This window comes from Citrobacter sp. Cpo103, assembly GCF_030332605.1.
Classification (GTDB): domain Bacteria; phylum Pseudomonadota; class Gammaproteobacteria; order Enterobacterales; family Enterobacteriaceae; genus Citrobacter; species Citrobacter portucalensis.
The window spans coordinates 216,657-238,703 of the sequence record NZ_JAOWHO010000019.1 but is presented as its reverse complement, the minus strand read 5'-3'; the positions used below and the strand labels follow the sequence as shown (position 1 = coordinate 238,703).

The 22,047-nt window shown below is 50.6% G+C and carries 21 protein-coding genes and 1 tRNA gene; 9 read left to right on the top strand and 13 right to left on the bottom strand.

Translation table 11 applies throughout. The features are described 5' to 3' along the window. Window positions 1-61: 61 nt before the first annotated feature. Window positions 62-1,807 carry a DNA primase gene (dnaG, locus tag OGX89_RS02230; protein ID WP_063941841.1) on the top strand — a complete coding sequence of 582 codons (1,746 nt, stop codon included), beginning with the start codon at window positions 62-64 and terminating at the stop codon, window positions 1,805-1,807. A 359-nt stretch (window positions 1,808-2,166) separates the two neighbouring features. Continuing rightward, window positions 2,167-4,014: an RNA polymerase sigma factor RpoD gene (rpoD, locus tag OGX89_RS02225; RefSeq protein WP_003024699.1), complete on the top strand. Its 1,848-nt coding sequence runs from the start codon at window positions 2,167-2,169 to the stop codon at window positions 4,012-4,014. 45 nt (window positions 4,015-4,059) lie between these two features. Here the strand turns inward: rpoD and mug are convergent, their stop codons facing one another. Further along, window positions 4,060-4,566 (bottom strand): G/U mismatch-specific DNA glycosylase, encoded by a 507-nt coding sequence (gene mug / locus OGX89_RS02220; protein ID WP_079939802.1) that lies wholly within the window; start codon window positions 4,564-4,566, stop codon window positions 4,060-4,062. Window positions 4,567-4,690: 124 nt separating this feature from the next. Between mug and OGX89_RS02215 the strand changes: the two genes are divergently transcribed. Beyond that, a tRNA-Ile gene (locus tag OGX89_RS02215) sits at window positions 4,691-4,766 on the top strand. A 161-nt stretch (window positions 4,767-4,927) separates the two neighbouring features. On the opposite strand, the gene OGX89_RS02210 is transcribed toward OGX89_RS02215, so the two are convergent. From OGX89_RS02210 to OGX89_RS02155, 12 genes are all read right to left on the bottom strand, one after another. Further along, a complete protein-coding gene (locus tag OGX89_RS02210) occupies window positions 4,928-5,269 on the bottom strand; it encodes a TA system toxin CbtA family protein (protein ID WP_100126895.1) in 342 nt (113 codons plus the stop codon). Window positions 5,270-5,289: 20 nt separating this feature from the next. Continuing rightward, window positions 5,290-5,607, bottom strand: a complete 318-nt coding sequence (locus OGX89_RS02205) for a type IV toxin-antitoxin system YeeU family antitoxin (protein WP_006812013.1) — start codon at window positions 5,605-5,607, stop codon at window positions 5,290-5,292. Between the two features lie 19 nt (window positions 5,608-5,626). Beyond that, window positions 5,627-5,848, bottom strand: a complete 222-nt coding sequence (locus OGX89_RS02200; protein WP_100126894.1) for a DUF987 domain-containing protein — start codon at window positions 5,846-5,848, stop codon at window positions 5,627-5,629. 8 nt (window positions 5,849-5,856) lie between these two features. Continuing rightward, window positions 5,857-6,333: a RadC family protein gene (gene radC / locus OGX89_RS02195; RefSeq protein WP_100126893.1), complete on the bottom strand. Its 477-nt coding sequence runs from the start codon at window positions 6,331-6,333 to the stop codon at window positions 5,857-5,859. A 15-nt stretch (window positions 6,334-6,348) separates the two neighbouring features. After that, window positions 6,349-6,807, bottom strand: coding sequence for an antirestriction protein (locus tag OGX89_RS02190; protein ID WP_000211838.1), 459 nt, complete (start codon window positions 6,805-6,807; stop codon window positions 6,349-6,351). 97 nt (window positions 6,808-6,904) lie between these two features. Continuing rightward, window positions 6,905-7,144, bottom strand: coding sequence for a DUF905 domain-containing protein (locus tag OGX89_RS02185; RefSeq protein WP_000194654.1), 240 nt, complete (start codon window positions 7,142-7,144; stop codon window positions 6,905-6,907). A gap of 76 nt (window positions 7,145-7,220) precedes the next feature. Beyond that, window positions 7,221-7,688, bottom strand: coding sequence for a YfjT/YkfB family phage-associated protein (locus tag OGX89_RS02180; protein ID WP_001547765.1), 468 nt, complete (start codon window positions 7,686-7,688; stop codon window positions 7,221-7,223). Window positions 7,689-7,716: 28 nt separating this feature from the next. After that, on the bottom strand, window positions 7,717-8,154 hold the full coding sequence (locus OGX89_RS02175) for a YfjS/YafY family lipoprotein (protein WP_016154551.1): 438 nt from the start codon (window positions 8,152-8,154) through the stop codon (window positions 7,717-7,719). Continuing rightward, on the bottom strand, window positions 8,154-8,390 hold the full coding sequence (gene ypjK / locus OGX89_RS02170; protein ID WP_001144031.1) for a protein YpjK: 237 nt from the start codon (window positions 8,388-8,390) through the stop codon (window positions 8,154-8,156). Before ypjK ends, OGX89_RS02175 begins: the two co-directional genes overlap by 1 nt. 40 nt (window positions 8,391-8,430) lie before the next feature. Next, window positions 8,431-9,132 (bottom strand): DeoR family transcriptional regulator, encoded by a 702-nt coding sequence (locus OGX89_RS02165; protein WP_006812588.1) that lies wholly within the window; start codon window positions 9,130-9,132, stop codon window positions 8,431-8,433. A 216-nt stretch (window positions 9,133-9,348) separates the two neighbouring features. Continuing rightward, complete coding sequence (locus OGX89_RS02160; RefSeq protein ID WP_000197389.1) at window positions 9,349-10,170, bottom strand: DUF932 domain-containing protein; 822 nt, start codon at window positions 10,168-10,170, stop codon at window positions 9,349-9,351. A 91-nt stretch (window positions 10,171-10,261) separates the two neighbouring features. After that, on the bottom strand, window positions 10,262-11,125 hold the full coding sequence (locus OGX89_RS02155; RefSeq protein WP_100126892.1) for a GTPase family protein: 864 nt from the start codon (window positions 11,123-11,125) through the stop codon (window positions 10,262-10,264). 424 nt (window positions 11,126-11,549) lie between these two features. Between OGX89_RS02155 and OGX89_RS02150 the strand changes: the two genes are divergently transcribed. The 6 genes from OGX89_RS02150 to OGX89_RS02125 are packed head-to-tail and all read left to right on the top strand — an operon-like array spanning window position 11,550 to window position 22,046. Then, window positions 11,550-12,167 (top strand): DUF1819 family protein, encoded by a 618-nt coding sequence (locus OGX89_RS02150; RefSeq protein WP_100126891.1) that lies wholly within the window; start codon window positions 11,550-11,552, stop codon window positions 12,165-12,167. Then, window positions 12,164-12,766 (top strand): DUF1788 domain-containing protein, encoded by a 603-nt coding sequence (locus tag OGX89_RS02145; protein ID WP_032634494.1) that lies wholly within the window; start codon window positions 12,164-12,166, stop codon window positions 12,764-12,766. Before OGX89_RS02150 ends, OGX89_RS02145 begins: the two co-directional genes overlap by 4 nt. 12 nt (window positions 12,767-12,778) lie before the next feature. Further along, window positions 12,779-16,393 (top strand): BREX system P-loop protein BrxC, encoded by a 3,615-nt coding sequence (brxC, locus tag OGX89_RS02140; RefSeq protein WP_100126890.1) that lies wholly within the window; start codon window positions 12,779-12,781, stop codon window positions 16,391-16,393. Window positions 16,394-16,441: 48 nt separating this feature from the next. Next, entirely contained in the window at window positions 16,442-20,125 is a 3,684-nt protein-coding gene (pglX, locus tag OGX89_RS02135; protein WP_100126889.1) for a BREX-1 system adenine-specific DNA-methyltransferase PglX, read from the top strand. After that, a complete protein-coding gene (locus tag OGX89_RS02130) occupies window positions 20,125-21,216 on the top strand; it encodes an ATP-binding protein (RefSeq protein ID WP_023157615.1) in 1,092 nt (363 codons plus the stop codon). Before pglX ends, OGX89_RS02130 begins: the two co-directional genes overlap by 1 nt. Next, complete coding sequence (locus OGX89_RS02125) at window positions 21,213-22,046, top strand: DUF4435 domain-containing protein (RefSeq protein WP_100126888.1); 834 nt, start codon at window positions 21,213-21,215, stop codon at window positions 22,044-22,046. Before OGX89_RS02130 ends, OGX89_RS02125 begins: the two co-directional genes overlap by 4 nt. Window position 22,047: the final 1 nt, after the last annotated feature.

Sequence of the window (22,047 nt, the reverse complement as noted above, 5' to 3'; positions counted from 1 at the left end):
TTGCCGCCTTGATGCATCCTGAATGATTTTGTGTATATGAGTCATCAAAAAACAGGGGCTTATGGCTGGACGAATTCCTCGCGTTTTTATCAATGACCTGCTGGCAAGAACCGACATCGTCGATCTCATCGACGCGCGGGTAAAGCTGAAAAAGCAGGGCAAAAATTATCACGCGTGCTGTCCGTTCCATAACGAAAAAACCCCCTCTTTCACCGTAAACGGTGAAAAACAGTTTTATCACTGCTTTGGGTGTGGCGCGCATGGCAACGCCGTCGACTTTCTGATGAACTACGACAAGCTCGAGTTTGTGGAAACCGTCGAAGAACTGGCCGCAATGCACAACCTTGAAGTGCCCTATGAAGCAGGCAGTGGCCCCAATCAGATAGAGCGCCATCAACGGCAAAGCCTTTATCAATTGATGGACGGCCTGAACACTTTTTATCAACAGTCTTTGATGCAGCCCGCCGCTACCCCTGCGCGCCAGTACCTGGAAAAGCGAGGATTAAGTAGCGACGTTATCACCCGTTTTGCTATTGGTTTTGCGCCCCCCGGCTGGGACAACGTCCTGAAACGGTTTGGCGGCAATGCTGAGAATCGCAAATCGCTGGTCGATGCGGGGATGTTGGTCACCAACGATCAGGGACGCAGTTACGATCGCTTCCGCGAACGGGTAATGTTCCCCATTCGCGACAAACGTGGTCGGGTCATTGGTTTTGGTGGACGCGTGCTGGGCGATGCCCTGCCGAAATATCTGAACTCCCCGGAAACCGATATTTTCCATAAAGGTCGCCAGCTGTATGGCCTTTATGAAGCCCAGCAGGATAACGCCGATCCACAGCGCCTGTTAGTGGTAGAAGGCTATATGGATGTGGTGGCGCTGGCGCAATACGGCATTAACTACGCCGTGGCATCCCTTGGGACGTCAACTACCGCCGATCACATCCAACTGTTGTTCCGCGCGACGAACAACGTAATTTGCTGTTACGACGGCGACCGTGCCGGACGTGACGCAGCATGGCGCGCGCTGGAAACCGCACTGCCCTATATGACAGACGGACGCCAGCTACGCTTTATGTTTTTACCTGACGGCGAAGACCCCGATACGCTGGTGCGTAAAGAAGGGAAAGAGGCCTTTGAAGCCCGGATGGAGCAGGCGCTGCCGCTCTCCGCGTTTTTATTTAACAGCCTGCTGCCGCAGGTTGATTTGAGTACCCCGGACGGACGCGCACAGCTCAGTACGCTGGCATTACCGTTGATTACTCAGGTACCAGGCGAAACGTTGCGCATTTACCTGCGACAGGAGTTGGGGAACAAGCTCGGCATTCTGGATGACAGCCAGCTTGAACGTTTAATGCCTAAACTGGCAGAAAATGGGGCTTCCCGCCCTGTTCCACAGCTAAAACGTACGACCATGCGTATACTTATAGGGTTGCTGGTACAGAACCCGGGCCTCGCCCCGCTGGTTCCACCGTTAGGCGCACTGGATAGTAATAAGCTGCCTGGACTTGGCTTATTCAGAGAACTGGTCAACACTTGTCTGGCTCAGCCAGGTCTGACCACCGGGCAACTTTTAGAACACTACCGTGGCACAAATGATGCTGCGACCCTTGAAAAACTGTCGATGTGGGACGATATAGCAGATAAAGATATCGCGGAAAAAACCTTCACCGACTCACTCAACCATATGTTTGATTCGATGCTTGAACTGCGCCAGGAAGAGTTGATAGCTCGTGAGCGCACACACGGTTTAAGCAGCGAAGAACGCCGGGAACTCTGGACACTGAACCAGGAACTGGCCAAGAAATAAAAGAAAGACAAAACAAAGACAAAATCATTCGCGTTGTATCAAGGCAGCAAGTGAACGAACGCCTGGGAGTGTACATAAGTACATGACCAGGATGACAAATCCGCCGGGAGCGGATTTGAACGCTGCTTGCGGCGGCCCCGTAAGGGGCGAGGCTCAGGATGAGCCGAGTAACGAACGCAGCTAACGCAGAGACAACGTGAAAGATGAAGTATTTAACGGCTTAACTGCCGAATATCGATCGGGAAGCCCCCGACAGCCGCACGGAGAGGCAGCGGCAAAATATAAGTATGCCCTCGTTTTGCCGTTGGCGGTTTTACCGCCCAACACCAATCAAACGAATTAAGTGTGGATACCGTCTTATGGAGCAAAACCCGCAGTCACAGCTGAAGCTTCTTGTCCAACGTGGTAAGGAGCAAGGCTATCTGACCTATGCCGAGGTCAATGACCATCTGCCGGAAGATATCGTCGATTCAGATCAAATCGAAGACATCATCCAAATGATCAATGACATGGGTATTCAGGTGATGGAAGAAGCACCTGATGCCGATGATCTGCTGCTTGCTGAAACCTCCAACAGCACCGATGAAGACGCGGAAGAAGCGGCTGCCCAGGTTCTGTCCAGCGTTGAGTCCGAAATCGGTCGTACGACTGACCCGGTCCGCATGTACATGCGTGAAATGGGTACCGTTGAACTGTTAACCCGCGAAGGCGAAATCGACATCGCTAAACGCATCGAAGACGGGATTAACCAGGTTCAATGCTCCGTTGCCGAATACCCGGAAGCTATCACCTACCTGCTTGAGCAGTACGATCGCGTAGAAGCTGAAGAAGCACGTCTTTCCGATCTGATCACTGGCTTTGTCGATCCAAACGCGGAAGAAGACATGGCGCCAACGGCGACCCACGTCGGTTCTGAACTCTCTCAGGAAGAGATGGATGACGATGAAGACGAAGATGAAGAAGATGGCGACGACGACAGCAGCGATGATGACAACAGCATCGACCCTGAGTTAGCGCGTGAAAAATTCGGTGAACTGCGTACTCAGTACGAAATCACTCGCGACACCATCAAAGCGAAAGGCCGCAGCCATGCTGCCGCGCAGGAAGAAATTCAGAAGCTGTCCGAAGTGTTCAAACAGTTCCGCCTGGTGCCGAAGCAGTTCGACTACCTGGTAAACAGCATGCGCGTCATGATGGACCGCGTGCGTACTCAGGAACGTCTGATCATGAAGCTCTGCGTTGAGCAGTGCAAAATGCCGAAGAAAAACTTCATCACCCTGTTCACTGGCAACGAAACCAGCGAAACCTGGTTCAACGCGGCAATCGCGATGAACAAACCGTGGTCTGAAAAACTGCACGACGTTGCAGATGACGTTCACCGCGGCCTGCAGAAACTGCAGCAGATTGAAGAAGAAACCGGCCTGACCATCGAGCAGGTTAAAGATATCAACCGTCGCATGTCCATCGGTGAAGCGAAAGCCCGCCGTGCGAAAAAAGAGATGGTTGAAGCGAACTTACGTCTGGTTATCTCTATCGCTAAAAAATACACCAACCGTGGCTTGCAGTTCCTGGATCTGATTCAGGAAGGTAACATTGGTCTGATGAAAGCGGTTGATAAGTTTGAATACCGTCGTGGTTACAAGTTCTCCACCTATGCAACCTGGTGGATCCGTCAGGCGATCACCCGTTCGATCGCGGATCAGGCGCGCACCATCCGTATTCCGGTGCATATGATTGAGACTATCAACAAGCTCAACCGTATCTCCCGTCAGATGCTGCAAGAGATGGGCCGCGAGCCGACGCCAGAAGAACTGGCTGAGCGCATGCTGATGCCGGAAGACAAGATCCGTAAAGTGCTGAAAATCGCTAAAGAACCTATCTCCATGGAAACGCCGATCGGCGACGATGAAGATTCGCATCTGGGTGATTTCATCGAGGATACCACCCTCGAGCTGCCGCTGGACTCTGCGACCACCGAGAGCCTGCGTGCCGCAACGCACGACGTTCTGGCTGGCCTGACCGCCCGTGAAGCGAAAGTTCTGCGTATGCGTTTCGGTATCGATATGAACACCGACCACACGCTGGAAGAAGTGGGTAAACAGTTCGACGTTACCCGCGAACGTATCCGTCAGATCGAAGCGAAGGCGCTGCGTAAACTGCGCCACCCGAGCCGCTCTGAAGTACTGCGTAGCTTCCTGGACGATTAATCTCGCCGCATAAGCATAAACGCCACCGCAAGGTGGCGTTTTTCTTTATAGTCCCCGCCTGACCAGGGCGTCATTCACTTCCCGATACGCCTCTACCAGTTTATCCAGCGTGATCCGGCTTAACCCGCTGGGATTCGGCAATACCCATATTTGCGTCGCGCCAATGGTCAGCGTCTGTTTTCCCCACTGCGCCCCACGCTGGCTAAGCCCCTGCTCAAATGCCTGCTTCCCAAGGATAGCGAGCGCGGCTGGCTGATACTCTTCTATTTTCTCAATGAGCAGACGACCACCGTTACGCATCTCCTGTAGCTTCACTTCATTAGCCTGCACCGTCGGCCTGTCGACAAACTTGGTCACGCCACAGCGGAAATCCAGCAGGTGTTGCGCCTCTTCTGGTTTCAGTTGGCGATCGGTAAATCCCGCCTGATGGATGACCTTCCAGAAGCGATTGGCGGGATGTGCAAAGGGGAACCCTGTACCTGCGGAAGATAGTCCCGGATTGATGCCGCAAAACACCACCCGCAGCCCTGGTGCCAGTATGTCCTTAACCATAATTACTCCGAACAATACATCAGAGTAACAGTATAACGGACTGAAAATACATTGTTTATAAAATCAGCATCCGTTCGCATATGTCTGGATTGCGACGCAGAGTTACTTTATAATCCACCGCCACGGCCCCTTAGCTCAGTGGTTAGAGCAGGCGACTCATAATCGCTTGGTCGTTGGTTCAAACCCAACAGGGGCCACCAGATAAAACAAGGAGTTAGATGAGAAATCGTCTAACTCCTTTTTCTTTGGATGCAATTTGGGTCAGGTAATGGGTCAGGTAAGGAATTGCTACCCTGCCCTCTTCATCTCGCTGCCAGCATCCCCGGATAGTGATGAAAGCCAGTAGCACTGCCTGTAATATTCACCGTACCGAATTTTTACGGCTTTGCCGCAACAAGCCAGTTGCCTGCCGTGCTCGCAGAATGTCTACAGCCCGGAGATAAGGGGATTGTTCCTGCCAGTTAAATCCCTTCCTGTCGATACGCACCAGTTCGTATTTTTCCACCAGAAAATTCACGGCATCAGCCAGCGTGATTCCGGCATCGATATGTTCCTGTATAACACGTTCCTCACTGAACGGTGTGTCGTTGAGGGTGAGACCATAGTGCTGTTTCAGCAGGCGGGTCAGTAGCATTTGCCAGACAGCCACGGGTGTTAGGCAGGGCTTCGCCGCCCGCTGAGTTGTTGCAGGTAAAGTTTTCATGTTTACTCTCGTGAAGGTAATTAACTCTGAGTGGGGTAAATGGCGATGTATACGTAGCCGCAACTGCCAAGAGTATCGGCTTCGCAGGTGAAACCGTTGTGGTACAGGGTGACGCAGTGGGCGTGTTGGGGACTGAGTTCACCGGTGGTTAGCATCGACTCCATCTGGCGGATAAAGTGCGGGCATGTTTCATCCAGCTTCCGGCATTCGGTGTCACTGAACCTGCCGGTGATGCTGGCCCTGTCAGCCAGATAGTGCAGTCGGTTACCCTCCTGCACCAGACGGGCTCCCAGGCGCGGCGTGATAGCCCGCTGCAGGCCCCAGTTGATGTGGGTCATGGCGGCTCTCCTTTTATTGTCAGTTCAGGGTAATACTAATTAGGCAGGCATAAGGCCCGTTACGGTCCTGGCGGCGTTCGGCGTATACCGCGAGGACTCCTGTGATATCCGGCACATCCCTGCCGGTGTAATGGCAGACGCTACCGTGCCACTGATATTTTCCACTGCAGTAGCGAAAGATCCGGGACTCAGGATGCTGGCGGTATATCGTCATTGCCCGGCGTTTACTGATAATTTTCATGTCATACCTCACAACAGACCGTGTTCTGCGAACGAATAGATTTGCCTGCCACCGACAATCAGGTGGTCAGGGACGCGGATATCCACCAGCTGAAGCACCTGAACCAGTCGCTGCGTGAGGGTTTTGTCGGCCTGGCTAGGTGTCGTCTCGCCGGAAGGATGGTTATGCGCGAGTATCACCGCCGCCGCGTTGAAGTGCAGAGCACGTTTGACCACCTCCCGGGGATGCACCTCGGTGCGGTTAATCGTGCCGGTGAAGAGCGTTTCATGGGCAATCAACTGATTCTGGTTGTCCAGATACAACACCCGGAACTTTTCCCGCTCAAGCGCGGCCATATGCAGTCGCAGCCATTCACGTACGGCGTGGGTAGAGGTGAAGGCTACGCCGGGCTCATGCAGGTGGCGGTCCAGAGCCCTGAGCGCCCGCTGAATGAGACGCCGGTCCTGTGGCGTCATCTCGCCGGGTAAAAAGGAAAGCTGTTTCATCTGTTGCTCCTTCGGTCAGTCGATAATACGCAGAATGGCGTGAGCCTCTGGATGTTGCATGGCATACTCCCGCAGGCGGTAATAGTGTGCGGTCATCGCGTCACATTCTGTACGGCAGGCATGGTGGCTATACGCAATCAGGCAGACAGCAATACCTGCTGCTTCTGCACTCATTTGGGCATCGTTACCGTTCAGGCAGTTAAACAGACGCCATGTCTCATCGTTGTCAGGCTCGGGGGACATAAATGCGCCGCCATTGCTGAGGGTGTAGAACGACCAGATACCACCGCTGTAGCCCTCACAGAAGCGGTCCATCCAGGCGAAGATATGCGGCTCCAGGAGTAGCCACTGCGGGATAGCGCCAAAGTACTGTGGCCAGAAATCGATACGCTGTTCATCGGGGACCGGCGTGACGGTCAGTTCAAATTCGGGTTGGTTAGCGGGTGCGAGGTCGTGCTGCGTCTGTGTTGTCATGGGTATGTCTCCGTCAATAAAAACGCCAGCGGCGATGGCTGGCGTATGGGGATATAAAGTGTGTTCGGGGAGGTGAATGCGGGTAAATGCTTCGCGATCAGCGGGTGGCCGTGTCTGTACGGATGCCTGAGGTGCGGATATAGCGGTTAAGACCTTCACCGGCATCCGGCTCAAAGTTCCATGCCCGCCAGACCATCCGGCCTTCAGTATCACGAACCACCAGACGGAAGTGACTGCCCTGGTCGTCTTCGAGTGTGATATTGCTGTACGTGGTAGTGACCGCTTGCGCTTGTCTCCGGGTGAAAGGCCCCGGTGGCAGCAACACGGATTGGGTCATTTTCGGGCTCCTGATAAAAGAAAACCCCGGCAGCCTGCTAGCTGTCGGGGTGGATTTGCTGGGGAAGATACTACTATCAGTCGTTGCTGCAGTCTCCGAGAGTGGACAGAACTTTCTCAGCGTTCTTCCGGTCCGCAGTGAAGGTCCCTGCTTTGTGGTCATTGACGTAGACGTCGAACTGCCCGGCCTCAGAGATATTGCTGATGAAGTCAAACCAGGCGTTATCGCCGTTACGCCAGCCCAGGCTGGACGGAATAATGTACTGCTGGTGATCCATCACTACGGTGATAGTAGTGTCGTCATCGTGCGAACTGACCATCTTGTCATCGGCAAGGGTAAGAAAGACTGAATGCTGATAGAAACCATTCTGGTCCGGGTTCCCTGTGCAGTTGATGGTAAACGTCTTTCCGCTGGCTTCGGTCACACTGTATTCCGTATTGCCCTGACCGTAACCCTGCTGCCAGAACCCCGGGATAGCAGAGGCATTAAAGCTCGCGAGCAGTACACCCGCCAGCATAAACCGACTTAGTGAAAGTATTGTCATTCTTGTCTCCTTTGTCGTTGTTTTATTCCTAGTTCTCAGGGTTTGAGGGTATCAGCAGTCGCCCCATCAGTTTGCCGTCATGGGCGTACTCAAAGTATTTTTCTTTGGTATACGGGTCCGTCACCTCCTGGTATTCCAGTTTGATGTTATCGGCAATACACAGCGCATTCATCAGTGGCTGGACGGTTTTTTCCTGCATATCCACGAGGTAGTAGTAACTGCCATCCTCGCAGCCATCGGGCGACTGGCGGGTACGTAAAACCTGCAAGGTGGGACCGGATAAGTAGTCAACCTGTGACCATTCTTCGCTGACATCATCCTGGTGGCTGACCACATCACTGAAACGCGGTGGGGTGAGGTCCTTAAATTTACTGATGGCCTTCAGGTCATCACTTCTGTCATCGCATGCGATGAGAAACAGAGTGGTGGCAACCAGCGCCAGCAGAGGCAGTGTTTTACGTTTCATTATTTTTTTCCTGAAATCAGACGAACCACTTTGGCAAAGACATAAATGCCCACGAAAATACCCACCGGCACGCCGACGAACGGTGTCAGCGCGACACTGGCAGCACCGGCTGCGCCACCTCCCGTCAGCAGTGCGGCAACAGTGGCAAGGGTCAGGGCCGCGAGACTGTCGGACACCCCGGTTTTGTTCAGAATGATGACGATGACAACAATGGCGATAATGGCAATAACGGGCATAGGGCTCCTCCCTGTTGCCGGGTTGATAACAACGCTTGCGCTATTCTGGTGAGCTGTTGGCCGGAACAAACGTAAGCAGTGACTGCTGGATAAAGCGAAAATGGGGTAAGGACTGAATAAAGCCCGGGTCTTCAACAAGACGACACAGACTGTCGTTACGCCGGAAAGTCTCCTGCAGGGGCTGAACCAGATGGATTTCATCCAGGGAGAATACGGCGATATGTCCGTCGTGCTCTGCCACCAGATACCAGGCCTGCTGGTGGATAAGTAACCGGCAGGGAGCCAGCCGCTCACAGCGCTGCCCCTCGGCAATCAGAGTCACCCGCCTGCGCCCGGTAATGGCCTGAATCAGTCGCCAGAAAGACAATGCGCCTGATGGCGAAGGAGCCGGACTGGCGGGTGCGATTACGCAGGGAGACTCATCGCACATCAGCAGTGCGTTTACCAGACGACGGTCAAAGCCAGGGAAAAGACCGGCCATCCCGCTGCGGTGGGCAAAGATAAGCACGTCGGGCACCATCTGCGTCTCACTGCCCGCAGTGCGTAAGCGGCAATATCCGGACTGATACTCCAGGTCCAGATACATCAGCCGCTCACGAAAATCACGCCGCAGCGTGCGCACCGACACACCAAACTCAGCGGCAAGCTTACGCACACTCAGCGTTTCCCCTGCCACCAGACGGCTGATTATCAGTGACAGCCTGACAGCCAGCCGGTCATGGCGGCGTTCTGCCTGTGTCATGAGACGTTCTCCGTGAAAGTTAACTGACTGAAAATGATGTGATTACTTTAAAGAGGGGGTCGGACAGGGTATGGACACCACAGAAACTATTTTTCATTTCTGCAAAAGCCAGAGGCAGCGGGGGTTACAGGCCTTCCCTCGGTGAGTGAGGACCGTCAGCACGGTGCGATGCGGACAGGTGGTGTCCGATATTAACAAAGCAGCAACATTAAACGGTCACTGCAGTTGCGTGAGCAGGGCTTCCGCCATCACCCACAGTGCCCGGTTAAGTTTCACGTCCCCGTCGATACCGCGAACGGCACGGGTATGTGACCGTCCTCCTTTGGCATTACGGCCACTGAGCCCGCCCTTAATCAGGTTCTCCTGAATACGCTGGTACGTGGTCCACAGGTCATTGCTCTCATCCTGCCAGCGGCGAGGGGAGAGGATCTGCGATTCAGTCACCGGCTGGTGGTCTTCACCAAAGCGGTATGTGAGGGCGGCTTTTGCCAGTGCCTGCTGTGCCGGGGGTGGCAACAGCAACGACTGCATGGCATCCCGTTTCTCCTCCACCCGGTCAAAAATCCCCAGCACCTCATACGCGCCTTCAATCACCTGACTCACCACGTCCCCCTTGTGTGGCACCCGCACCTCGCCAAACGACTCACCGCAGACGAGCCCGTTCTGACAAACCGCACGAAATAGTCCCGGCAACATCTGATACGAACTAGTGCCATCGTGGGAGTTGAGCAGGATAATTTCTGGTACCTGTTTACCGGTAATCTGCCCCTCACGCCGCAGACGCAGCATATGCTTTGTATGTTCACGACGACCGGGGTCACGCACGCGGGTCTGACAGGCAAAGAATGGCTGGAAGCCTTCTCGCTGTAGGCTGTCGAGCAGGGAGATGGTAGGTATATAGGTATAACGCTCACTGCGGGATTCATGTTTGTCCTCGCTGAACACACTGGGCACCACGCGAAACAGCTCCTCACGGGTTAACGGGCGGTCGCGACGGATAAGGTTTGCTGCGCCAAAGCGCGAAGCCAGACGGGTCATAAGCAGACTCCTCATAATGGGAAAACAAATAAAAGAAATCCCCGTCGCATCGGCGACAGGGTTAGGGAAATAACAGGGATGGGTTAAATACTCAGAAGAAGAAATCCCAGACGGCACGGGCCACTGACACCACGGTGGTGCGCACGGCCTGAATGACGGCCCGCACCGGGGCGGGTATCAGGGGAAAGGCACTGATGCTATCGAGTACAGCACCGACGGTTTCACCAAAATCGCTACGCGCCTGTTCCCGGACTACCGTCGTGCGAAAGGAAGGCTGGAGTTGCGACACCACCGGGCTGGTGGCCTCACGTGGCAGGCACTTAATCATTCGCTCGGCCATCACCCGCAGTCCCCACTGAAGACGGACCGACACGGCACACACTGGATGTACGGGCTGGAACAGCTCATGCAGCAGACAGATTTTACGGCTGATATTCTGCTTCTGCTCTTTGGACAATGGCCACCCACCGCTGGTGGGCTCGACCTTATCCGACTGGCTGATAACAAACAGCACCTTATGCCGGTATGCCTCCCCAATCACTTGATGATAAAAGTGTTCATCCACTGCCAGCGCCCGGTCATCGGCCTTAATCAGCCACAGCACCAGGTCAAGCCGGGGAAGCTGTTCGCGATACAGCGCAGCATATTCGTTATCGCGAGCGCCACTTTCGCCCACACCGGGCAGGTCCACCAGCGTCATATGGCGGTCGCCAACCAGCAGACGAAAGCGTAAAGGTTCACGGGTGCAGGCCGCCACATCGCTGACCGGCGATACTTCACCGGCAAACAACGCATTACAGAGTGACGATTTCCCCGCCCCGGTTTTTCCCATAATACCGATCGCTGGTTCGTAGTTTGTGAGCTGACGTATCTGCTGCATGACCCGCTCTGAGGCCCATTCCGGCAAACCCGTAAGCGAGTCCTGCAGGGACTGTTGGCCTTCCTTATTTTTCATGACATCTCCCGAGACAAAGAAAACAAAAACGGCGAATCCTTGATGGACTCGCCGTTATACTGGTGCATTCAAGAGCATGATATATATCGAAAAATTATTTAAATTAAGGACGTACGTTCCTGGATTCCCTTGTTCATACTGGCTGTACCATTAAATCGACACAGATAAGGCCTATACACGATTAACTTGAAGACCCATTTTCAACACTCGGGAATGATCGTTAATAATTCGCTGTGATATCGCCCTGTGAAGAGTCGATAACTGGAGTAAGACCGTCTAACCACGATTCGAATCTATGATCGCGATCAGTCAATAACCAGCATGAATAAATCACATGAATGGGGTGACCATAGTCATGGCATCTACCCTGCATGCCGATTACAATCATTACTTGATTTTTTGCGAGCAGCATTCCGGATTTTTGATGACAACTACCATGATTAAAAATGATAAACGCTGGATTGGCGATCTGCTGGGCGGCGCGCTGATGGTTCGTGAGAGCAGGATTATTGCTAAGCTGCTGCTTTCTGAACCAGACGAAACGACCTGGCAACAGCAAATAATCGATGAAAATATCCTTCAGGCATCCTCCACCAGCACGGCGAATCGCTATGCCAGAACAGTAAAACTTCGGCTTATGACACTGGACCGCGAATGCTGGCAATTGATTGTCAATGGTAGTGAAAGTGAACGTCTGCAAATGCTGTTAGTCGCCTTGATGAATCAGTCTCCCATTGTCGCGGAATTTGTCGCTGATGTGGTGAACCCGGCACGCCAGCAGTTTAAAGAAAAACTCAGCGGAAATTGCTGGAATGAATTCGTGGATGAGAATCTGCGATTGCACCCGGAGCTGGCGGCTTTCTCTGATTCATCTATCCAAAAGATGGGTAACAATCTGATTAAGGCACTGGCAGAAGCTGGTTACCTGGATAGCCCACGCCGCCGCAATTTACAAAACGTTTTCCTTCTACCAGATGTTGCAACGGCCTTGCATCGTTTAAACAAAGCCGAACTGCTCCCTATTCTGGAGGGTAACGCATGAATGACCCGATCCTTGAATATCGATTAAAGCAGTTAGAAGAACGTATCGGCGACGACCGTTTTTTGAAAAACCAAGGTTCCGGCAATGAGATTGGCTTCTGGATCTTTGACTATCCGGCAAAGCAAGAGCTTCAGGTCCGCGAATACCTGCACTTTTTATTCAAAAAACTGGATAAAAAGTACACCTATAAAACGCTAAATATCTTCCAGGTCATCATCGATATGCTGGAAGAACGTAAGCTCTTTGACCGTATCTGCCAGCGAGAGCCTGAGCTTGGCCTTGAGACACTGAAAAAACATCTGGCAGCCCCGCTGAGCCAGAAAAAAATTGCGGAATATATTGCACGCACGGTCGATCTTCCTGCCCAGCAATTTGTCATTCTGACGGGCCTCGGTAACGCCTGGCCGTTGGTTCGTGGTCATGAGCTTATGAGCGCACTTCAGGACGTGATGGGGTTTACACCACTGCTGATGTTCTATCCAGGCACCTACAGCGGATATGATCTTTCACCACTCGCTGGTATTAACTCCCGTAACTATTATCGCGCCTTCAGACTGGTACCTGAAACCGGACCTGCGGCAACTTTGACTCCACGTTAAAAGACGACAGCAATGAATATTGAACAAATTTTTGAGAAACCGCTAAAACGTAATATTAACGGCGTGGTTAAAGCCGAGCAGACCGACGACGAAAGCGCCTGGATAGAACTGGATGAGTATGTCATCACTCGGGAGCTCGATGGTCACCTGCGTCAGTTCTTTGAAGTATATGCTCCAGCTACAGGTCCAGGCAGATTACAGCTTGCTGACAAAATAGGCGTCTGGGTTTCAGGCTTCTTTGGTTCCGGTAAATCACACTTCATTAAGATCTTATCCTATCTACTGGCGAACCGCGAAGTAAGCCGTAATGGTGTTACTCGTAATGCACTTTCCTTCTTTGAAGAGAAAATTGATGATGCACTGCTATTGGCTGATATTCGGAAATCGGTACAACATCCGACCGATGTCATATTATTCAATATTGACTCACGTGCGAATGTTGAAGATGGCGTTGATGCCATACTCAAAGTCTTTCTGAAAGTCTTTAACGAACTAGCTGGTTATTGTGGCGACTTCCCACATATTGCACATCTGGAACGTGAGCTCGATAAGCGTGGACAGTTTGATACCTTTAGGGCCGCCTTCGCGGACATTACCGGGTCTCGCTGGGAAGACGAACGCGATGTTTATCTGATGATAAACGATCAGATGGCTCAGGCGCTGAGCATAGCTACAGGCCAGAGTGAAGAGTCTTCTCGTCAGTGGATCGAGCAACTTGATAAGAACTTCCCACTGGATATCAAAAATTTCTGTACGTGGGTGAAAGAGTGGCTCGACAGCCAGGGTAACCGTAATATCCTGTTTATGGTCGATGAAGTTGGTCAGTTCATTGGTAAAGATGCCCAGATGATGCTGAAGCTGCAAACCATCACCGAAAACTTAGGTGTTATTTGTGGTGGGCGGGCATGGGTGATTGTTACCTCCCAGGCTGACATTAATGCCGCTATTGGCGGTATGAGCAGTCGTGATGGTCAGGACTTCTCCAAGATTCAGGGACGTTTCTCAACGCGCTTACAACTCTCCAGCTCGAATACCTCAGAAGTTATCCAGAAACGTCTGCTGGTGAAAACAGAAGCGGCAATACCGGCGCTGGAAGCTGTCTGGCAGGAAAAAGGCGATATTTTGCGTAACCAGTTGGCGTTCGACACGACAACCACGGCTACGCTGCGTGCCTATACCAACAGTCGCGAGTTCGTGGATAACTATCCGTTTGTGCCGTGGCATTACCAGATCCTGCAAAAGGTCTTTGAGTCAATCCGTACCAAAGGGGCTGCAGGTAAGCAGTTGGCAATGGGGGAGCGCTCTTTGCTGGATGCCTTCCAGTCGGCAGCAGTCCAGATTTCTGCAGATGGACTGGATAGCCTGGTCCCGTTCTGGCGTTTCTACTCTGCGATTGAAAGCTTCCTGGAACCTGCGGTTAGCCGCACTATCATTCAGGCCTGCCAGTCTCCGTCACTGACGGAATTTGACGGCAAACTGCTAAAGACGCTGTTCCTGATCCGCTACGTTGACGTGCTGAAAAGTACTCTTGATAACCTCGTCACGCTCTCCATTGAGCGTATTGATACTGACAAAGTGGAACTCCGTCGACAGATTGAAGCCAGTCTTAATCGTCTGCAGGCTGAAATGCTGATCTCGCGTATTGATGACAAATTCGTTTTCCTTACTAACGAAGAAAAAGAGATTGAAAACGAAATCCGCAATATTGATGTTGAATTCACCACCATCAATAAGCAGCTTTCAACCATCATTTTCGAAGAGATCCTGAAGAACAAAAGATATCGCTATCCAGCCAATAAGCAGGATTTTGATATCAGTCGCTTCTGTAACGGGCACCCACTGGATGGCGCAAATCTTAACGATTTGGTAGTTAAAGTGCTCACGCCGCTGGACTCGAACTACGAGAGCTACAAGGGGGCGCATTCCAATAGCCTGCTGATGACGGACAGTAAAGACTGCATTTTAATTTGCCTGCCTGATGAGGCTCGTACCTGGCAAGACCTGACCATGTACGCGCAGACCAAAGCCTTCCTTAGCAAGCAAAGCGGTCAGCGCCCGGAACAGGCAACGCTGTTGGCGGAAAAAGGCCGTGAAAATGGCATGCGCGAAAAAACGCTGAAGGCGCAGATTGAAGGCTTGCTGGCTCAGGCTGATGTCTGGGCGCTAGGCGAACGGCTGGATAAGAAATCCTCTTCGCCGTTAGCTATCGTGGATGCAGCCTGCGGTTACGTTATCGAGAACAGTTTCTCCAAACTAAAATTGCTGCGTCTCAGTACCGGAGACGTAAATCGTGAAACTCACGCGCTGTTGACAATAGAAAATGATACCCAGCTCGACCTCGGGGAAATGGAAGAGTCCAACCCAGAGGCGATGCGTGAAGTGGATAACTGGATCAGTATGAGTATTGAGACTCATAAGCCAGTTTACCTGCGGGATATCCTTACCACTTTTGGCCGTCGTCCATTTGGCTGGCCGGAAGATGAAGTCAAATTGCTGGTGGCTCGGCTGGCACGCAGCGGTAAATACAGCTTCACTCTGCAAGGCAGTGAAATCGCATTGAAGCAGGCGTGGGAGGCGTTTAATAATTCACGTCGTTACAGCGATTTGCGTCTGCATAAAGTTCGTCGCCATGACGAAGCGCAGTTGACTAAAGCTGCGCAGCTGATGGCTGAGATTGCCGGAGAACCGTTTAACGAGCGTGAAGAACAGCCTCTGGTCTCTCATATTCGCGAACTCTTTGGCCGCTGGAAGAGCGAACTGACCGTTTTTAAAACTCGTGCAGAGAATGGACAAAACCCTGGCCGTAAAGAGATAGAAGAAGGCCTGGTATTGCTGAACGGGATCCTCAACGAGAAAGAAGAATACGCGGTGATTGAAAAAATCACCGCAGCGGCTGACGATCTTAAAGATTTCTCGGAAGACTGGGACGATTTGGTCAGCTTTTACAAAAACCAATACGCCACCTGGCAGCGCTTGAGTATGGCGTTGAATGGCAGTTTTAAAGCTAACCGTAACGCACTGGATAAAGACGAAACGGCCCAAAAGGCGTTGCAGGAGCTGGAAGGTATCTACAGCAAGGCACGACCTTACAGAGAGCTGCACCGGATTATCCCGCTGATTGAAACCGTTGAAACCATCAACCAACGTCTGGTGGAAGAATACCGAAGCCATGCGCTGCTACAGATCGATGGTCATATCAATGAGCTGAAGCAAAGCATGCTGGAGATGCACGTCCCTGCTGACTTGCAGCACTCGCTTTTACACCCGATGCAGCAATCGCGTAAGAAAGTGGAGCAGAACGGTCTGATCCCACAGATTATGGAAGAGCAGGCTGAGGTTCGGGCGCTACAATTTAAAGCAAACGAACGACTGAACGGCTGGGTTGAAGAACAGCGTAAGAAAGTGCCTGAACCAAAAAACGCCCCTCAGCCAGGGATTATCGCTCCAATAGCTAAGCCTGAACCCAAGTTGAAAAAGACCATCTACGTGAACACGCGTAAAACGATGGAACGAGCTGCGGGTGTGACAACGCTGGATAACGCCGAACAGGTAGACAAAGCGCTGGAACAACTCCGTAAAACGCTAATGGAAGCTATTAACGCAGGCGAACGCGTTCAGCTTCAGTAATTTCCCCATTTTCAGGGCAGATGTTGTCTGCCCTTTTCAGGACTCCACATGAATACGTCAAACATCAAAAAATACGCCCCGGTGGCACGTAAACAGTTCCGCGATGCGGTCATGCTAAAACTGACTACGCTGGGCATTGAAGCCGATAAAAAAGGCAACCTGCAAATTGTACAAGCAACCGATCTTGGCGACCAGGTGCGTTATGGTCAGTTCTCGCTGGATAAAGCACTGGCGTCACGCCGTAAGCGTCTGGTCAAGCGTGCAGAAAAGCAGGGCTACGACGTGCTGGTGGAGCACATCGCTTATACCTGGTTTAACCGCTTTTGCGCTATTCGCTATATGGAGCTGCATGGCTATCTTGATCACGGTTTCCGTATGCTGTCTCACCCGACGCTGGCAGGGGGTTTTGAGGTTCTGGAGCATGTGCCGGAGGTGGCTGATGCTCTGGAGCTGGACAAAGCGCGCCTGGTGGAGATGAAGCTGGCGGGCGATCGTGACGAAGAGCTGTACCGCGAACTGCTGCTGGCACAGTGCCATGCATTGCACGGTGCAATGCCTTTCCTGTTCGAAGCGGTCAATGATGATATCGAACTGGTACTGCCGGATAACCTGACTCGCACCGACTCCATTCTGCGCGGGCTGGTGGACACCATTCCTGAAGAAGACTGGGAACAGGTCGAAGTGATCGGCTGGCTGTATCAGTTCTATATTTCCGAGAAAAAAGATGCCGTGATCGGCAAGGTGGTGAAGAGCGAAGATATTCCCGCCGCCACTCAGCTGTTTACCCCGAACTGGATTGTGCAGTACCTGGTGCAGAACTCGGTGGGTCGCCAGTGGCTGCAAACCTACCCGGACTCGAGCCTGAAAGGCAAAATGCCTTACTACATTGAGCCAGCAGAGCAAACGCCGGAAGTGCGGGCACAGCTGGCAGCTATCACCCCATCCAGCATTGAGCCTGAAAGCATTAAAGTGCTGGATCCGGCCTGTGGCTCCGGGCATATCCTGACAGAAGCTTATAAAGTGCTGAAGGCGATTTACGAAGAGCGCGGCTATCGTACTCGTGATATTCCGCAGCTGATTCTGGAAAATAATATCTTCGGTCTGGACATCGACGACCGCGCCGCACAGCTGTCTGGTTTTGCGATGTTGATGCTTGCCCGTCAGGACGATCGTCGTTTTCTGGGCCGTGGTGTACGTCTGAATATTGTTTCCCTGCAGGAAAGTAAGCTGGATATCGCTGAGCTTTGGAGCAAGCTGAACTACCACCAACAGGTGCAACGCGGCAGCATGGGAGATATGTTTACTCAGGGGACGGCACTGGCCAATACCGACAGCGCGGAATATAAGCTGCTGATGCGTACTTTGGCGTTGTTCACCAGCGCAAAAACGCTGGGATCACTGATTCAGGTACCGCAGGAAGACGAAGCGGCGTTGAAAGCGTTTCTGGATGGATTGTATCGTCTGGCTGTTGAAGGTGATATTCAGCAGAAAGAGGCTGCGGCAGAGCTGATCCCATATATTCAGCAGGCGTGGATACTGGCGCAACGTTATGATGCTGTGGTCGCGAACCCGCCGTATATGGGGGGGAAAGGGATGAATGGTGATCTGAAAGAGTTTGCTAAAAAACAATTCCCGGACAGCAAGTCAGATTTGTTTGCGATGTTTATGCAACATGCATTTTCTTTGCTCAAAGAGAATGGTTTCAATGCTCAAGTGAATATGCAGTCATGGATGTTTTTATCGAGTTACGGAGCACTTCGTAACTGGCTACTAAATAATAAGACTTTTATTTCCATGGCACATTTAGGTGCGCGTGCATTTGGACAGATAGCTGGAGAAATAGTACAGACCACTGCTTGGGTTATAAGTAATCATCATAACGATGATTATCGACCGCTATTTTTTCGTTTAATCGAGGGTGGCGAAGAACAGAAAAAAAATGCATTAAATAAAAAAAAGGAAAGGTTCGATCTTTCAAAGCAATATGAATTTAAGAAAATACCTGGAACCCCTATCGCTTATTGGATAAGCGAAAAGTTAAGAGATATTTTTTTAACTGGCGAGATGCTATCATCTTATGCAGACACCAGAATTGGTCTTATTACAGGGAATAACGATCATTATATACGCCAATGGCAAGAGATATCATTCTTGAGTATTGGGTTCGATTGTACTCGGGTTTCAGCAGAAAAATCCCAAAAGAAATGGTTTCCTCAGTCTAAAGGTGGTGACTATAGGCGTTGGTATGGCAACAATACAACAGTTTTAAATTGGTTTGCAGATGGTTACGAACTACAGAATAAAATGCATGACTCAGGCAAAAGAACGCTAGCTCACAATTTTAATCTCGATCGAATTTTTATGTCTGGGATTACATGGACAAAGATTTCTTCTGATAATTTTGGAGTTCGATATCAACCAAAAGGTTTCCTTTTTAATGATGCGTCAGCTAATGCTTTCCCGTACGATGATAAATATAATTTTTATCTTCTTGGTTTTCTTTGCTCTAAACTACCTGTGGTAATGTTACAAGCAATGAACCCCACTTTAAATTTTTTGCCGGGAAATATAGCATCATTACCAATTAAAAAAGAAATGTTCATTAGCAATGAATATCACGATAAAATAAGCCAGTTAATTGAGTTAACAAAGCTCGATTGGGATGCATCTGAAACGTCGTGGGAATTTAAAACAAATGCACTAGTTAGCATGAAAAAAAACGGCTCAAATTTAGAGCATATCTATAACATACTATATGATACTATAATAGGTGTTGTGCATAAGGTTAAAGAACTAGAGGAATATAACAATGAATATTTCATTGAAATTTATGGCTTAAGTGATGAATTAATAAAAGATGTTCCAATTCAGAATGTTACACTTACTTATAATCCATATTTTAGATATGCAGAAAATAACAATGAAAAAGATTTAAAGAATATGATGTGTTGCGATACTTTTTCTGAGTTACTTTCATATGTTGTTGGTTGCCAAATGGGCCGCTACTCCCTCGATCGCAAAGGCTTGGTCTACGCCCACGAAGGCAACAAAGGCTTTGCCGAGTTAGTTGCCGAAGGTGCTTACCAAACCTTCCCTGCCGACGAAGACGGCATCCTACCATTAATGGATTCCGACTGGTTCGATGACGACGTGACTGCCCGTGTCAAAGAGTTCGTCCGTATCGTCTGGGGTGAGGAGCACCAGCAGGAAAACCTCGATTTCATAGCCGAAAGTCTCTGCTTGTACGCAATCAAGCCGAAAAAAGGCGAATCTTCGCTGGATACTATTCGTCGCTATCTTTCCACTCAGTTCTGGAAAGATCATATGAAAATGTATAAAAAGCGTCCGATTTACTGGCTATTCAGCTCTGGTAAAGAAAAAGCGTTTGAGTGCCTGGTGTATCTGCATCGTTATAATGAAGGCACACTCTCACGTATGCGTACCGAATACGTGGTTCCGCTGTTGGCACGCTACCAGGGTAATATCGATCTGCTTAATGATCAGCTTAAGAATGCTGAATCTGGTGCGGTCAACACACGCCTGAAAAAAGAGCTGGATGGGTTGACCAAAAAATTCAACGAGCTGCGTAGCTTCGACGACCGCTTGCGCCACTATGCTGATAGACGTATCACTATTGATCTGGACGACGGCGTTAAGGTTAACTACGGCAAATTTGGCGATCTGCTGGCGGATGTGAAGGCCATTACCGGTAGCGCACCTGAGGAGATTTGATGAAAATAGCGGCGATTTATACGCAGAGTGTTGGCCCATTGGGCGATGCGGAAATTAGCTTTAGAAACGACTGGACGGGAGAGGTGGAGGATAATGTCCTGCTCACCGGCCCGAACGGCTGCGGTAAATCGACGCTGCTTCGTGGCGCAGCTATGTTGTGGGATGCATTAGGGTATTGGCTTGATCATAAAAAGCCAATGCCTGCGAGCCATTCGGCAAGAAAGTGGTTAGAGCGCTGGGGCACTTTTGCCGTGGTTTTCTCCGATCTCAAATGTTCTAACCAGTCCCCTATTCGTGTTGGTTTATTCTTCGGAAATGAGGACGCTGTTGATCAACTCATCACTAAACAACCGTCTAACACAATCTGGATTGGGGAAGTTAGTGGGGGGAAAAAGAAAACCAGCCTGATGACTCAAAATGGCTTTGTCACAGATTACGTGCTTGATGAGTGGTTACAGACACTTTCAATTACTCGTGCACAAGTTGTACTTGGAAGGCTCAATTCAGGTATGACTCTGACCGTTCCAAATATCATCTATCTGGATGCAGAAGAACGCCGCTGGATTACTCCAAAGAACAATCTTTCTTCATTAGCGCCTGATGACCTAAGTAAAAATTGGTTAGCTACTTACTCTCCATCCACTGACTGGAAAGATCAGCTGGAAGCCTCGCTGTTCAACATGAAAGCGACGCTCCCTGAGCTGTATCCAGAGATGATGAAAACGCTGAATCAATTCTTCTCAGGGAAAGTCATTGAAGAAGAGATACTGCCGGGACAGCGTCAGCAGGTCAAACTTGCTAACGGCGATACTCATACGCTGGATGAACTGAGTTCTGGTGAGCATCAGGTCTTGATCATGCTCTTTATGGTTCAACGTTGGCTTCAGCCGGGTGGCGTCGTATTAATCGACGAACCGGATCTGCACCTTCACCCTTCTCTGGTTTCGCCTCTGCTTGCGACACTGGAAAACATTATCCAGAAAAAGCATGGTCAGCTTATTTTAACTTCCCATGCTACTGACGTCTGGCTGCGCTACGAAAGTTTAGGACTCCGCTATCCTCTTTCGGTTGAAAAAGGTGATGAGCAATGAAGGAGTTTGAGTGGCATATCAAGACCATCCTTGAGACAAAAATCACCGAAGGTAAAAGAGCGTTAGTCGTTGAGGGAAAAACGGACGAACTCGTTTTTACTCAGCTCCTAAAAAAAGTTGATCCCCAATGGGAAACGAGATGGGTCCTTGCAGAAGTTGGCGGTAAACGAAATGTTATTGAAATTTTGTCAAAGCAGCCCACATGGCTGGGCATTGTTGATCGTGATGAGTGGGATAATGCCCAACTGAATCATCGGCAACAACAGCTGCCTAACCTGTTAGTTTTACCCAGATTCTGTATCGAAAACTATCTTGTTGTCCCAAGTGAGCTTTTACCTGGACTGCCACCCAAGCAAAGAGCCAAACTCCCCGGTGAGAGCGCAGCGGCGATAGAGGCTATTACGTCATCGATTACCGCAAATCTTGAAAGTTGGATTCAGTTTGGTACCGCATGGGCCATTATCAACCCGCTTTGGGATGAACTGCGATCGCTCGGATTTAACCGAGACCTTCTTGATCCTCAACAGGTGATTACAGAGCCCGGTTTTTTGGCGCATTGCGAGCGTTGGCATGCACATCTGGATCCTGCAGTACTGTTACAAAGATACCAGAGCAAACTGGCCGAAATCCGCGATTTGCCAGTTGATGAACAGTTACGCACAATTGTTCACGGCAAAAAATTTTATAAAGCCGTTGTGACCCCAGCTTTCATGCGATTACTTACTATGCCGAAAGCGATTTCAGTTGATGTATGGTTCAGAGAAATGCCGGTGCCTGCTGACCTTGACTTTATTTGGCATGAAATGAATTTGCCTGTAGAAGAAAATTAAT

Coding starts and splice junctions, on each gene's coding strand:
- OGX89_RS02130 (WP_023157615.1), top strand. CDS start 20,125: ATGAAAATAGCGGCGATTTATACGCAGAGTGTTGGCCCATTGGGCGAT.
- OGX89_RS02155 (WP_100126892.1), bottom strand. CDS start 11,125: ATGAAAAATAAGGAAGGCCAACAGTCCCTGCAGGACTCGCTTACGGGT.
- OGX89_RS02205 (WP_006812013.1), bottom strand. CDS start 5,607: ATGACCCACATCAACTGGGGCCTGCAGCGGGCTATCACGCCGCGCCTG.
- rpoD (WP_003024699.1), top strand. CDS start 2,167: ATGGAGCAAAACCCGCAGTCACAGCTGAAGCTTCTTGTCCAACGTGGT.
- OGX89_RS02210 (WP_100126895.1), bottom strand. CDS start 5,269: ATGAAAACTTTACCTGCAACAACTCAGCGGGCGGCGAAGCCCTGCCTA.
- brxC (WP_100126890.1), top strand. CDS start 12,779: ATGAATATTGAACAAATTTTTGAGAAACCGCTAAAACGTAATATTAAC.
- ypjK (WP_001144031.1), bottom strand. CDS start 8,390: ATGCCCGTTATTGCCATTATCGCCATTGTTGTCATCGTCATCATTCTG.
- OGX89_RS02145 (WP_032634494.1), top strand. CDS start 12,164: ATGAATGACCCGATCCTTGAATATCGATTAAAGCAGTTAGAAGAACGT.
- OGX89_RS02150 (WP_100126891.1), top strand. CDS start 11,550: ATGACAACTACCATGATTAAAAATGATAAACGCTGGATTGGCGATCTG.
- OGX89_RS02160 (WP_000197389.1), bottom strand. CDS start 10,170: ATGACCCGTCTGGCTTCGCGCTTTGGCGCAGCAAACCTTATCCGTCGC.
- OGX89_RS02200 (WP_100126894.1), bottom strand. CDS start 5,848: ATGAAAATTATCAGTAAACGCCGGGCAATGACGATATACCGCCAGCAT.
- OGX89_RS02125 (WP_100126888.1), top strand. CDS start 21,213: ATGAAGGAGTTTGAGTGGCATATCAAGACCATCCTTGAGACAAAAATC.
- OGX89_RS02185 (WP_000194654.1), bottom strand. CDS start 7,144: ATGACCCAATCCGTGTTGCTGCCACCGGGGCCTTTCACCCGGAGACAA.
- OGX89_RS02165 (WP_006812588.1), bottom strand. CDS start 9,132: ATGACACAGGCAGAACGCCGCCATGACCGGCTGGCTGTCAGGCTGTCA.
- OGX89_RS02180 (WP_001547765.1), bottom strand. CDS start 7,688: ATGACAATACTTTCACTAAGTCGGTTTATGCTGGCGGGTGTACTGCTC.
- OGX89_RS02175 (WP_016154551.1), bottom strand. CDS start 8,154: ATGAAACGTAAAACACTGCCTCTGCTGGCGCTGGTTGCCACCACTCTG.
- pglX (WP_100126889.1), top strand. CDS start 16,442: ATGAATACGTCAAACATCAAAAAATACGCCCCGGTGGCACGTAAACAG.
- radC (WP_100126893.1), bottom strand. CDS start 6,333: ATGAAACAGCTTTCCTTTTTACCCGGCGAGATGACGCCACAGGACCGG.
- OGX89_RS02190 (WP_000211838.1), bottom strand. CDS start 6,807: ATGACAACACAGACGCAGCACGACCTCGCACCCGCTAACCAACCCGAA.
- mug (WP_079939802.1), bottom strand. CDS start 4,566: ATGGTTAAGGACATACTGGCACCAGGGCTGCGGGTGGTGTTTTGCGGC.
- dnaG (WP_063941841.1), top strand. CDS start 62: ATGGCTGGACGAATTCCTCGCGTTTTTATCAATGACCTGCTGGCAAGA.